The organism is Mangrovicoccus algicola (assembly GCF_014903745.1).
Taxonomy (GTDB): Bacteria; Pseudomonadota; Alphaproteobacteria; order Rhodobacterales; family Rhodobacteraceae; genus Mangrovicoccus; species Mangrovicoccus algicola.
Genome location: NZ_JACVXA010000063.1, coordinates 1 through 12591 on the forward strand (window position 1 = coordinate 1; position 12591 = coordinate 12591).

The 12591-nt window shown below is 69.4% G+C and carries 12 protein-coding genes; 5 read left to right on the forward strand and 7 right to left on the reverse strand.

The window, feature by feature from the left end; all coding sequences use genetic code 11:
• Nucleotides 1–146: 146 nt before the first annotated feature.
• Complete coding sequence (locus ICN82_RS16970) at nucleotides 147–923, forward strand: SDR family oxidoreductase (protein WP_193185110.1); 777 nt, start codon at nucleotides 147–149, stop codon at nucleotides 921–923.
• 68 nt (nucleotides 924–991) lie between these two features.
• Here ICN82_RS16970 and ICN82_RS16975 read toward each other — a convergent pair whose 3' ends face one another.
• From ICN82_RS16975 to ICN82_RS16985, 3 genes are all read right to left on the reverse strand, one after another.
• Nucleotides 992–2260: a PAS domain-containing protein gene (locus ICN82_RS16975; RefSeq protein ID WP_193185113.1), complete on the reverse strand. Its 1269-nt coding sequence runs from the start codon at nucleotides 2258–2260 to the stop codon at nucleotides 992–994.
• A 77-nt stretch (nucleotides 2261–2337) separates the two neighbouring features.
• Nucleotides 2338–2532: a hypothetical protein gene (locus ICN82_RS16980; protein WP_193185115.1), complete on the reverse strand. Its 195-nt coding sequence runs from the start codon at nucleotides 2530–2532 to the stop codon at nucleotides 2338–2340.
• A 285-nt stretch (nucleotides 2533–2817) separates the two neighbouring features.
• Entirely contained in the window at nucleotides 2818–4056 is a 1239-nt protein-coding gene (locus tag ICN82_RS16985) for a hypothetical protein (RefSeq protein WP_193185117.1), read from the reverse strand.
• Between the two features lie 356 nt (nucleotides 4057–4412).
• Here ICN82_RS16985 and ICN82_RS16990 point away from each other — a divergent pair, with 356 nt between their 5' ends.
• The gene (locus ICN82_RS16990) at nucleotides 4413–4601 is read left to right on the forward strand and encodes a hypothetical protein (protein ID WP_193185119.1); all 189 of its coding nucleotides are present in this window, start codon (nucleotides 4413–4415) and stop codon (nucleotides 4599–4601) included.
• Between the two features lie 7 nt (nucleotides 4602–4608).
• Here the strand turns inward: ICN82_RS16990 and guaD are convergent, their stop codons facing one another.
• Nucleotides 4609–5907, reverse strand: coding sequence for a guanine deaminase (gene guaD, locus ICN82_RS16995; RefSeq protein ID WP_193185121.1), 1299 nt, complete (start codon nucleotides 5905–5907; stop codon nucleotides 4609–4611).
• A 132-nt stretch (nucleotides 5908–6039) separates the two neighbouring features.
• Here guaD and mgtE point away from each other — a divergent pair, with 132 nt between their 5' ends.
• From mgtE to ICN82_RS21555, 3 genes are all read left to right on the forward strand, one after another.
• Nucleotides 6040–7506: a magnesium transporter gene (mgtE, locus tag ICN82_RS17000; RefSeq protein ID WP_193185123.1), complete on the forward strand. Its 1467-nt coding sequence runs from the start codon at nucleotides 6040–6042 to the stop codon at nucleotides 7504–7506.
• Nucleotides 7503–8072, forward strand: a complete 570-nt coding sequence (locus ICN82_RS17005; RefSeq protein WP_330999028.1) for a 5-formyltetrahydrofolate cyclo-ligase — start codon at nucleotides 7503–7505, stop codon at nucleotides 8070–8072. Before mgtE ends, ICN82_RS17005 begins: the two co-directional genes overlap by 4 nt.
• A gap of 146 nt (nucleotides 8073–8218) precedes the next feature.
• Nucleotides 8219–8896: a Crp/Fnr family transcriptional regulator gene (locus ICN82_RS21555; RefSeq protein WP_193185125.1), complete on the forward strand. Its 678-nt coding sequence runs from the start codon at nucleotides 8219–8221 to the stop codon at nucleotides 8894–8896.
• Between the two features lie 30 nt (nucleotides 8897–8926).
• Here ICN82_RS21555 and purF read toward each other — a convergent pair whose 3' ends face one another.
• From purF to radA, 3 genes are all read right to left on the reverse strand, one after another.
• The gene (gene purF, locus ICN82_RS17015) at nucleotides 8927–10384 is read right to left on the reverse strand and encodes an amidophosphoribosyltransferase (RefSeq protein WP_193185174.1); all 1458 of its coding nucleotides are present in this window, start codon (nucleotides 10382–10384) and stop codon (nucleotides 8927–8929) included.
• Between the two features lie 209 nt (nucleotides 10385–10593).
• Nucleotides 10594–11202 (reverse strand): CvpA family protein, encoded by a 609-nt coding sequence (locus tag ICN82_RS17020; protein WP_193185128.1) that lies wholly within the window; start codon nucleotides 11200–11202, stop codon nucleotides 10594–10596.
• A gap of 19 nt (nucleotides 11203–11221) precedes the next feature.
• A complete protein-coding gene (gene radA, locus ICN82_RS17025) occupies nucleotides 11222–12586 on the reverse strand; it encodes a DNA repair protein RadA (protein ID WP_193185130.1) in 1365 nt (454 codons plus the stop codon).
• Nucleotides 12587–12591 lie beyond the last annotated feature (5 nt).

Consider the following 12591-nt stretch of genomic DNA (forward strand, 5'->3'; position numbering starts at 1 on the left):
GGCCCCGTGCCGGCGCCGCTGACCGTGCCGGGGCCGCGGCCGGTGCCGCGCGGCAGGCGGGGCGCGGGCACGGATGGGGCCATGCGGACTTCCAACCGGCCGCGGAAAGGGGCTAGGGTCGCGGCGAGAGCAGGAAAGGGACCTGGATGGATTTCGGAGTCAAGGGAAAGCGGGCGCTGGTCTGTGCCTCCTCGAAGGGGCTGGGCCGGGGCTGCGCGGCGGCACTTGCGGCGGAGGGCGTGGATCTGGTGCTGAATGCGCGAGGCGCCGAGGCGCTGGAACAGACGGCCGCAGAGCTGCGCGGGCTTGGCGTCGCCGTCACGGCCGTGGCGGCGGATATCACCACGCCCGAGGGGCAGGCGAAGGTGCTGGAGGCGGCGGGCGAGATCGACATCCTCGTCACCAATGCCGGCGGTCCGCCCCCGGGTCTGTGGAAGGACTGGGCGCGCGAGGATTTCATCCGGGCGCTCGATGCGAACATGCTGACGCCGATCGCGCTGATGCGTGCGCTTCTGCCGGGCATGTGCGAGCGGGGCTGGGGCCGCGTGGTGAACATCACCAGCCAGTCGGTCAAGGCGCCCATCCCGCAGCTGGGCCTGTCCAATTCGGCACGGGCCGGGCTGACCGGCTATGTGGCGGGCACCGCTCGGCAGGTGGCGGAGTTCGGGGTGACGATCAACAACCTGCTTCCGGGGATTCATGATACGGATCGCGCGACCAGCCTCGATGGCGGTGTCGTGGCGAAGGAGGGGATCACCATGGAAGAGGCGCGCCGCCGCCGGGAGGCCACGATTCCGGCCCGGCGCTACGGTACGGCCGAGGAATTCGGCGCGGCCTGCGCCTTCCTGTGCTCGGACCGGGCGGGGTTCATCGTCGGGCAGAACATCCTGCTTGACGGCGGCGGAACGAATTTCACGATCTGACGCCCCGGCGCCATCGGCCCGGTCCGCGACCGGGGCGGTCGGCGCCGCGTCCGCCCTTGCGATCGGGGTCATTGCGCGGCGGTCGCGGCCGGATTGCGGCGCGCGGGACGGTTCAGAAGCGTCGTGGTGCGTTCGATGATATTGTCGTTGAGCGCATCGATCCGCTTCATCCGCCGCTCGACATCCTCGTGGAAGGCGTCGAGCTTGTCGATGATGTCATGGAACCCCCCGTCATCATCGGGAAGCCAGCCGGTTTCGATGCGGCAGGTCACGCGGGTCACGTCGAGGCCGCTGATGAAGCGGCGCATGCGGCGGCTGTCATCGATGAAATTCTCGCATTGTTCCTGTATCCGCGTGACCGTGCTGCGGGCCATTTCCCCGCAGCGTTTCATATGGGCGCTGAGCAGGGCCATTTCGCGTTCGTGATCTACCGGGCTTTCGAGCGCGGCCTCGGCGCGGAAGGCGGCGGTCATCTCGCGCTGAAGCCGCGCGGAGCCCATCATGAAGAGCCCCAGGCTGATTTCGTCGAGGACGCGCTGCCCGAAATCGGTGAACCTCTCGGCGAAGGCCAGCGCCTCGCGCGCGAGATTGCTGTAATTGGCGGAAATGACGCTGACCGGTCCGCCCGATGCCTCGCAGCGCGAGGCCTGAAGCCGCAGGTTGACCGGGATCTGCTCGATCCGGCGGAAATCGGCATAGAGCGCGTTGGCCTCCGCGAAGATCTCGCCGACCGCGCGGGACATGGTGTCGAAGGCCTCCAGGCGGTCGTCGACGGGCTTGCCGCCGATCTTGTCGCGAGACATCAGCTCGGCGGTCAGCCCGGCAGCCATGAAGGCCACGTAATTGGGATAGCCCGCCTGTTTCAGCCGCGCGATCATGTCCTGGGCGCTGGCCTCGGGCGTGATCTCCGAGGGGGCGGCCAGTTCCTTGTCGCGCAAGGTCTTGTAGATGCCTTGCACCTTCTCGAACATCTTGCTGGAGGGTTTCAGCCGCACCGACAGGTAGCCGCCGGTGATCGGCATCACCACCGCGAAGACCCAGTAATAGCCGCCGCCCTTGGTCTTGTTCTTGACATATGCGCCGATCGGTTCGCCCTTCTGCAGCCGATGCCACAGCAGCCAGAACACCGCCTTGGGCATGTCGGAATGGCGCACGACCTTGTGCGGCGCGTTCAGCAGTTCCTCGTAGGTGAATCCGCTGATGCGCTGGAAGACGGCATTGCCCGAGGCGATGACGCCGCGATGGTCCGTGCGCGAGAAGAACAGTTCGGAAATATGGAACTCGGCATTGCGCCCGGGGGCGGCGGCCGGTCGGGTCGCGTTGTCATCGGCCATCATGGCATCTCCGCGGAAACCAAATCTGGCCCACAGGTCGCATGGCTCTGGTTTCGATTCCCTTACGGAGGCTGCTCGGCTCAGAGACGCAGATCGGTGCGGGGCCGTTCCGCCTCGGCGGCGGCGGAGATGGCCTGCAGAAGCTCGCGCAGATGCGCGAAGCCATGTCGGATCATCTCGATGCGGTCGATCTCGACGCCGCGCGGGGTGTCGTCGGGGCGCAGCTGGCGCGGGTCATGGGGGGCGGCAGTCAGGGTGCCTGCGACGGGGCGCACCGGTATCGCCGGGAGGGATGGTGTCGTGCACGCGCTGGTCGGGGGCAGGGCGGCAGAGGGCATGGCGGCGCCGGCAGGTACGGGCGCGGGGACGGGATACGGTACCGGTACCGGTACGGATACCGGCGGAAGTCTGCGGATCATGTCAAATCTCCATGGATTTATGTCGACTTGTAAGGATCTGCGCGCAGAATATGGCGAAACTAAGGCAAATGCCTCCTTCAGGTAAGTTCTGATTAACGATCTGCCGAGGGTTCCGGGCGACGGCGCCGCCCGGACACTTGATCAGCTGTCGCAGCCATAGCCGAAGACGGCCCCGCCGGGCTCGATCCCCTCGAGGACCAGGCCGCAGCCCTCGCCAAGCTCCAGCCGGTCGCCCGGGCCAAGATCATGCAGCCCTTCCAGCCCCGCCACCTGCACCCGCGCGCGGCCGTCGCCGGACAGGGCGGACAGGAACACCCGGGCCGCGTCGTCGCCAAGGGACACGCTGCTGCCCGGGCCCACCGGTTCGGAGACCGCCAGCGCCGCGCCGCAGGTGGCGCTGATCGTGGCATGACCGCGATCCACGGATTCGAGCCTGACCCCGCAGCGGTCCCCGGCGCTGCCCAGCAGGGCCAGCCGCCCGGGGGCCAGATCATGCATCCTGCTGTCGATCCACAGCCGCGCGCGCGGCGGCCGGTCCTCGACGCGGGAGACGAAGACCCGCAGCCTGCCGTCCTCGAACAGCGCCGTGCGGCCGGGGGGAAGTCCCTGGGGGGCAGGCAGATCCGCGCCGCAGGCCGTGGTCAGGCGCGCGCCGCCCGGCGTGGCGCCTTCCAGCGTCAGCCGGCAGTGGTCCCGGCCTGCCGGAACGGTCAGGGACCCGCCGACCGGCAGCGTCACCATCTCGCCTTGCAGGAACAGGCGCGCCCCCTCGGCGGTCACGCGCGAGACGAAGACGCGCAGCCCGCCATCGGCCAGCAGAAGGGTGCTGCCGGGGGAGACAAGCCCGGCCGCGTCCGGTATCCGTGCGGGGGGCGGCACGGCGGCCGCGGGCAGCGGGTCGGACAGTTGCGGCGACGCAGCGGCGCCGGGGGCCATGGCGCCGCGCATCTGTGCAATCTCCCCGGCCAGCGCGGCGACGCGATCGGCCAGGTCCGGGTCGCTTCCGGCGCGCGCCGCGATCTCTTCGATCCGGCCGTGCAGTGCCTCCAGCGCGCCGCCGGCGCGCGTCGTGCTTTCCAATGCCTGGCGCCGGAGTTCCTCGGTCTGCCCGCGCAATGTGCCCAAGGCCGCGTCCAGCGCGTCGATGCGCGGATCTTCCCGCGCCTCGATCGCCGCCAGCCGGTCCTCCGTTCTCTGGCGCAGCGCGGCAAGTTCGCCCGCCAGCGGATCGGCGGGGGCCGCCGCCTCCGCCTCGGCCATCTGGACGCGGACCAGCTCTGCGATCTCGGCCTCGTCCGGCGCCGAGGGCGCAAGCAAGGTGCCGATGAAGACGCCGATCACTCCGGCAGCGGCGGTGGCAATGGGTAGCCTGGTATCCAAATTCCGTCCTCCCTCGACGCGGATGCGGCCGGGGCGCACGGACCTCCTCCGGTCCGTCCGCTCCGCCGGGCGTGATGAAAATCTTTCCCTCCGCCAGCCTAGCATCCGCGCCCGGGGCGTCATGTGTTTTCTGGCCCGACTTTCGGATCGGTCGCGGCGGGGCGGCAGGGCCCGGGGCCGCCCCCATGACCGGAAATTGGGCGAAAGGTGAAACTCTCCTCAGGCTTCGCCGGGGAAAATGCTGGCGCCGCCGCGCAAGAATGTGTTAATCACCCCGGACCCGGCGGAACGATATTTCGGACGCAGGGTTAACAATGCGGCCCGGGCATCACCGGGCCCCGCCGAAGGGAACCGCCATGCTGACGAGAGAAGACCTGGAAGCCTTCATCGAGGACACGGATGCCGAGATCGAGCCGGTGCGCGCGCCCGATGCCCCGGCCCGCCCGGCCGTCAGGCGCCGCGCCTCTTTCCTGTCGCAGATGGCCCAGGCGCAGATGGCGATGATGACCAGCTGGCAGCGCAGCCTGATGTCGGGCCGGTTCTGACCACGGCTCACGCGCCGCCGCGCGGCGCCGGGCGGCCCTGCAGGTAGACCGCGGCCACGGCCCGGTCATCGCCCATCATCAGCGTGGGGAAGACCGCCTCCCACAGGGTCTCGGCCCGCGCCGCGCGCTGCCGGATCGCCGGGGTCGAGGCCAGGTCCAGAACCACCAGATCCGCCTCCTTGCCCGGCTCCAGGTTGCCGATCCTGTCCGCCACGTGCATCGCGCGCGCCGAGCCGCAGGTGGCCAGCCATAGCAGCTGCGCCGGATGCAGCGGCGTGCCCGAAAGCTGTCCGACCTCGTAGGCGGCGGCCATGGTGCGCAGCATCGAGAAGCTCGACCCGCCGCCTGTATCCGTGGCAAGCCCCACCGTCTGCCCGGCGACGGCATGCTGGCGCGTGGGGAACAGGCCCGATCCGATGAAGGTGTTCGAGGTCGGGCAATGGATCAGCGCCGCGCCGGTCTCGGCCAGCCGCGCGATCTCCCGCGCCTCGAGCCAGATCGCATGGCCGTAAAGCGCCCGCTCGCCCAGGAGGCCGTAGCGTTCATAGGTGTCGAGGTAGTCGCGCGCCCCGGGGAAGAGGTCGCGCACCCAGGCGACCTCGTCGGTCTGTTCGCTCAGATGGGTCTGCATCAGGCAGTCGGGATGCTCGGCCCACAAGGCGCCGAGCGCCTCAAGCTGCTCGGGACTGGAGGTCGGCGAGAATCGCGGCGTGATCACGTAATCCAGCCGCCCGCGCCCGTGCCATTTCTGCAGGAGCGCCCTGCTCTGGTCATAGGCCGTGGCGGCCGTGTCGCGCAGCCCGTCGGGGGCGTTGCGGTCCATGCAGGTCTTGCCCGCGGCGATCCGCATGCCGCGCGCCTCGGCGGCGGAGAACAGCGCGTCGACGCTTTCGGGATGGATGGTGCAATAGGAACAGACCGTGGTCGTGCCATTGGCCAGCACCAGGTCCAGATAGCGCCCGGCGATCTCCGCGGCATGGGCGGGATCGGCAAACCGGGTCTCCTCGGGGAAGGTGTAGTCGTTGAGCCAGTCGATCAGCCGCTTGCCCCAGCTGGCGATGATCGCGGTCTGGGGATAATGCACGTGGCTGTCGACGAAACCCGCCAGGATCAGCCCGTCGCCGTGATCGGTCACGGCGGCCTGCGGATGCGCCGCGCGCAGCGTATCGGCGGGGCCGGTGGCGGCGATCCGGCCCTTCTCGACCAGCACGGCGCCGCGGCGCTCATGGCGCACGGCCTCCGCCGCGGGCACGGCGAAGGGATCGGCGGTGAAACTCAGGGTCTGGCCTAGGATCAGTCGGGTCATGGCGGTCTCGCTCGGGCACTGGCAGAAGCCTGTCCTAGCCCGGGCCGGGGGGAAAGCGCAAATGCAACCCGTCCCTTGCGCCGCGCGGGGCGATGCCTATGGTGCCCGCGTCATCAGCGCGAAGGGGGCCCCATGACCGAGACCGAAGGCAAGAGCGAGACCCCCGAAGCCCGGGAGGACGCCGTTCCGCCGATCCTGCCGGAAGAGGACGGGGCCGCATCCGAACGCGGCAACGAACACGAGATCGACCAGGAGACTGACGACCTCGACGCGCGCCGCTTCGGCCGGGTCCAGGCCGCGCTGGCCGTCGAGGATGTCGGACGGCTGAACGAGTATCTCGACCCGATGCACTCGGCCGACATCGCCGACCTTCTCGAACAGGTCAGCGCGCCCGAGCGGCAGCAGATCCTGTCGCTGGTCCCCGGCCAGATCGACGGCGAGGTGCTGTCGGAACTGGACGAGGGGATCCGCGAGGAGGTCATCGCGACCCTGGCGCCCGAGGCGCTGGCCGAGGCCGTGCGCGACCTGGACACGGATGACGTGGTCGACCTGGTCGAATTCCTCGGCGAGGACCGGCAGGAGGCCATCCTGGGCGCGCTGGACGCGCCGGACCGGGTCGCGGTGCAGATGGCGCTGAGCTATCCCGAATATTCCGCCGGCCGCCTGATGCAGCGCGAATTCGTCGTGGCGCCCGGCGACTGGACGGTGGGACAGGCGATCGATTTCCTGCGCGTGGCCGAGGATCTGCCGGAACAGTTCTACCACGTGATCCTGGTGGATCCGGCAATGCGCCCGGTCGCCTATGTGACGCTGGGCCGGCTGCTGGCCTCGCGGCGCGACGTGCGCCTGGGCAGCATCACCGAGGAGACCTTCCGCACCATCGCGGTCGACCTCCCCGAGAAGGACGTGGCCTATGCGTTCAACCAGTATCACCTGATCTCGGCGCCGGTGGTCGACGATTCCGGCCGGCTGGTCGGGGTCATCACCATCGACGACGCGATGATCGTGCTGGAGGAGGAGGCCGAGGAGGACATCCTGCGCCTCGCCGGCGTCTCCGACGAAAGCTCGATCTCCGACGGCGTGGCCGACACGGTCAGGTCGCGCCTGCCCTGGCTGATGGTCAACCTGGCCACCGCCATCGTCGCCTCGATGGTGATCTCGCTGTTCGAGGCGTCGCTGGCGGAACTCGTGGCGCTCGCCGTGCTGATGCCGATCATCGCCTCGATGGGGGGCAATGCGGGCACCCAGTCGCTGACCGTCGCGGTCCGCGCGCTGGCGACCAAGGACCTCACCCGCTCGAACCTGATGCGGGTGATCCGCCGCGAGGGCGCGGTGGGCCTGGTGCACGGGCTGGTCTTCGCGGTGGTCATGTCGGCCATCGAACTGGTCTGGTTCGGCAATGCCGCCCTGGCGGGGGTGATCGCCATGGCGATGGTCATCAACCTGTTCATCGCCGGGCTGTCGGGCATCTTGGTGCCCGTAACGCTGGACCGGCTCAAGCTGGACCCGGCGCTGGCCTCGGGGACCTTCGTGACGACCGTGACCGATGTCGTGGGCTTCTTCGCCTTCCTCGGCCTGGCGACGCTGGTGCTGCTGTGAGCCTGGCGGCGGCAAAGGCCGCGATCCGCGCCGAGGCGAAGGCACGCCGCGCCGCCGCCCATGGCAGCACCGATCCCGCCCCGGCCCATGCGGCGCTGGCCGCGCTTCTGGGCGCATCCGCCGGGCAGATCGTGGCGGGCTATGCGCCGATCGGCACCGAGATCGACCCGCTGCCCGCGCTGGCGCCGCTGGCAGCGACCCACAGGCTGTGCCTGCCGGTGACGCATGGGCGGGGGCGGCCGCTGAGCTTCCGCGCATGGGTGCCGGGCCAGGCGCTCGGACCGGCGGGCTTCGGCACGTCCGCGCCGCTGGAGGCGCCCGAGCTGGTGCCGCGGGTTCTGGTCGTGCCGCTTCTGGCCTTCGACCGGCTGGGCGGGCGCATGGGCTACGGGGCGGGGCATTACGACCGCACGCTGGCCATGCTGCGCGCCCGCGGCCCGGTCCAGGCCTGGGGGCTGGCCTATGCAGCGCAGGAATTCGACGCGCTGCCGCAGGAGCCGACGGATCAGCCGCTGGACGGGATCGTGACCGAGCAGGGCGTGCTGCGGAGCGCGCCGGGGATCTGAAACCAGACGGGTTCGGGCGAAAAACCGCCCGTCGGGCGTTCCGCCGGGCGGCGAAAGCCGTTAATCTGCGCAGGAAAATACAGGGATGCAGGCATGAACGGACGTGGCAGGACCGCTGCGCGCGACGGCGCGGCCGGAGGCAGGACATGAGCCGCGGGACACCGCCCTGGAGCGACCTGCCGCTCTTCGAGGGCATCGATCCGGAGGTGATCGCGGCGATGGGGCTGCGCTGGAGCGAGCTGGGATACGCGCCGGGACAACTGGTCTTCGACCGGGAGGATCCGGGGCGCGATGTCTATTTCCTGCTGTCCGGGGCATTGCTGGCGGTCTACTGGACCGCGGATGGCCGCGAGATCATCTATACGCGCATCGGCACCGGATCGCTGATCGGGGAATTGTCGGCCATCGATGGCGGGGCGCGGTCGCTGGCGATCTTCGCGCGCAGTGAATCGCGGCTGCTGCTGCTGCCCGAAACGGGGTTCCGGCGGCTTCTGGAGGAGGTGCCGCAGGTGCGCGCCCGGGTGATGCAGGACCTGGTGGGGCGGATCCGGAACCTGACGCGGCGGGCGAACGAACTGTCGACCTACACGATCGAGCAGCGGCTCTGCGCCTATCTGCTGCGCCTGGCACTGGAGGCAGGCAGCCTGCGGCCCGGCGGGCTGATCGCGGATGCGCCGACGCATCTGGAAATCGCCGGTTCCATCGGGGCGAATCGCGAGATGGTCTCGCGCTCGATGAGCCGCCTCGCGCGGCGCGGCGCCATCCGCACCGCGCGGCGCAAGATCGAGATCATCGATCCCGACCTGCTCTCCGAAGGCTTGTAGGCCGCGCCCGGCAGGGGCGCGGCGGGACCGTCACTCGGCGGCCTTCAGCTCGAAGCCGCGGTTGATCATGTCCACGGGCTTCACCGGGTATTCCCCCGAGAAGCAGGCATCGCAATAGCGCGGCGCCGCCGGGTCGCGGCCCTCCGCTTCGCCCACGGCGCGGTAGAGCCCGTCAAGCGAGATGAATTTCAGCGAATCCACCCCCAGATAGTCGCACATCTCGTCCTCGGACATGCGCGCCGCCAGAAGCTTGTCGCGGTCGGGCGTGTCGACGCCGTAGAAGCATGGCCAGGCGGTGGGCGGAGAGGCGATGCGGAAATGCACCTCCGCCGCGCCGGCATCCAGGATCATCTCCTTGATCTTGCGCGAGGTGGTGCCGCGCACGACGGAGTCGTCGACCAGGATGATCCGCTTGCCGCGCACCAGCGCGCGGTTGACGTTCAGCTTCAGCCGCACGCCCATGTTGCGGATCTGCTCGGTCGGTTCGATGAAGGTCCGGCCCATATACTGGTTGCGGGTGATCCCCAGCGCGAAGGGAATGCCCGACTCGGCGGCGAAGCCGACGGCGGCGGGGGTGCCGCTGTCGGGAACCGGGCAGACGAGATCGGCCTCGATCGGCGTCTCGCGTGCCAGTTCCACCCCGATCTGGCGGCGGGTCTCGTAGACCGAGCGGCCGCCCAGGATGGAATCGGGGCGGGAGAAATAGACATGCTCGAAGATGCAGAACCGTCCGGGCACGCGGGTGAAGGGAAAGTGGCTCTTGACGCCCTCCGCCTCGGAGATGACGACCATCTCGCCCGGTTCGATCTCGCGGATGAACTCGGCGCCGATGATGTCCAGCGCGCAGGTTTCCGAACTCAGGACCCAGCCCTCGCCCAGACGTCCCAGGACCAGCGGCCGCACGCCCAGCGGGTCGCGCACGCCGATCAGTTTCGTCCGCGTCATGGCGACGACGGAAAACGCCCCCTCGACGCGGCGCAGCGCGTCCTTCATCCGCTCGGGGATGTCCTTCTGCAGCGACCGCGCCATCAGGTGGATGATGCATTCGCTGTCCGAGGAGGACTGGAAGATCGAGCCGCGCTCGATCAGCTCGCGGCGCAGTTCCTCGGCATTGGTGATGTTGCCGTTATGGGCGATGGCCGCGCCGCCCATGGAGAATTCGCCGAAGAAGGGCTGCACGTCGCGGATCTGGGTATTGCCCTTCGATCCGGCGGTGGAATAGCGCACATGGCCGATGGCCAGCGGGCCGGGCAGGTTGCGGATGACATCCTGCGAGGTGAAGTTGTCGCGGATATAGCCGAAGCGGCGGTCGGAATTGAACCCGATGCCCGGGGCATGGGTAACGATGCCGCCCGCCTCCTGGCCGCGATGCTGCAGCGCGTGCAGCCCCAGCGCGACGAAGCTGGCCGCCTCCGCGGTGCCGATCACGCCGAAGACGCCGCATTCCTCGCGCAGCTTGTCGTCATCGAAGGGATTGCTGAAGAACATGGGGTCCTGCGAGGTCGTTTCAGGGAAAAGACCGGTGTCGCTGTCGGCGCCGTGGGTCTCGGTCGCATCGCGCATGGGCTATGGGCTCCGAATCCGGATTTTGGGAGGTCGCGCCCCCCTTAGCTGGAAACTTGGCGGGTGTCACGAAAGGATCATGAATAGCGGCGCGGACGCCTGCGATCGTGAAGACGTCCGGCGGATCGCGGGGGTTACTCGGGGGTCAGGGGGGCCGTGTTGCCGGGAAGGGCGCCCTCGGCATCCACGGGCGCGCCGCAGCTGCCCACCAGGGTCTCGTAGCGGGCCAGGATCCAGCCGGGCGCATCGGTGGGCACCGAGGATTCCAGGTCTTCCTCGATGGCGGCGAAGACGCGCGCGGTGCGGCTGTCATCGACCATCGGCACGGCGGTCGAGACCACGACGCGATCATAGACCAGAAGCGCCACCGCGACGAGAAGGATGCCGCGCAGCGCCCCGAAGAGGAAGCCCAGCGCCTGGTCGACCCCGCCCAGGGCGGAGTTCTTCACCAGGGAGGCGAAGAGCGGGCTGAAGATCGACACCACGATCAGGCACAGGCCGAAGACCACGCAGAAGGCGGCGATGATCGACAATTCGCAGCTGTCCTGCAGGAACTGGCCGACATAGGGGATCTCGCGCACCAGCGGTTCCAGCTGATGGGCGAAGAGATAGGCGACCACGGCCGCCGCGACCCAGCCCAGGATGGCCAAGGATTCGTGCACGATCCCGCGCGAATAGGCCAGAAGGGCGGATAGCAGGATGACGATGGCCACCCCCGCATCCAGCAGCGTAAACCCGTCCATACTCTCTACTCCTTCGATGTCATCCCGCGCCGAACTGCTCGCCGACGAAGGCGGGAAGGTCCGACACCTGAGAGACGCTCAGACCCGAGGTTTCGCTGATGCGGCCACCCGCCGGGGCCAGCGCACTCCTGAAACCAAGTTTCGCGGCTTCTTTCAACCGGTTTTCCATCTGGGTGACGGGACGCAGCGCGCCCGACAGGCTGATCTCGCCGAAGACGACCGTGCCTTCGGGCAGGGCCTGGTCCTCGCGCGCCGACAGGAGCGCGGCCGCCACCGCGAGATCCGCGGCGGGTTCGCCGATCTTCAGCCCGCCCGCGACGTTGAGATACACGTCGAGCCCGGCGAAGCTGAGCCCACAGCGCGCCTCCAGCACCGCGAGGATCATCGCCAGCCGCCCCGAATCCCAGCCCACCGAGGAACGCCGCGGCTGGGAATGCGGCGAGGGCGCGACGAGCGCCTGCAATTCGCACAGGACCGGGCGCGATCCCTCGATCCCGGCAAACACGACCGAACCCGGCGTGGGCCCGCCCCGGCCGTCGAGAAACAGCGCCGAGGGGTTCCTGACCTCGGCCAGCCCGCGACCGGTCATCTCGAAGACGCCGATCTCGTCTGCGGGGCCGAAGCGGTTCTTGACGGCGCGCAGGATGCGGAACTGGTGGCCGCGCTCGCCCTCGAAATACAGCACCGTGTCGACCATGTGCTCGACCACGCGGGGGCCTGCGATCTGGCCTTCCTTGGTCACGTGGCCCACCAGGATCACGGAGGTGCCGCGGGTCTTGGCGAAGGTGGTCAGCTCATGCGCGGCGGCGCGGACCTGGGCGACGGAGCCGGGCGCCGAATCGACGGTGTCCAGCCACATGGTCTGGATCGAATCGATGATCGCCAGATCGGGCTTGGCCGTCTCCAGCGTGGTCAGGATGTCGCGCAGGTTGGTCTCGGCCGCCAGCCGCACATCGGCCTTGCCCAGCCCCAGCCGCTGCGCGCGCATCCGCACCTGGGCCGAGGCCTCCTCGCCCGAGACATAGACCACCTTCAGCCCGGTGCGCGAGAAGGCGGCGGCGGCCTGCAGCAGCAGCGTCGACTTGCCGATGCCCGGATCGCCGCCGACGAGAATGGCCGAGGACGGGACCAGCCCGCCGCCCAGCACGCGGTCGAGCTCTTCCACCCGGGTCTCGCTGCGCGGCGGCGGCGCCTCCTCGGTGGCCAGATCCAGAAGCGGGACGGTCCGCCCGCGCACCGCCCCCAGCGACTTGCCGGGGGTCTGGCTCAGCGGGCGTTCCTCGACGATCGTGTCCCAGGCGCCGCAGGCGTCGCAGCGGCCCTGCCATTTGGGCCAGGCCGCGCCGCAGGCGGAACAGACGAAGGGGCGGGGTTTGGGTGCCATGGCCG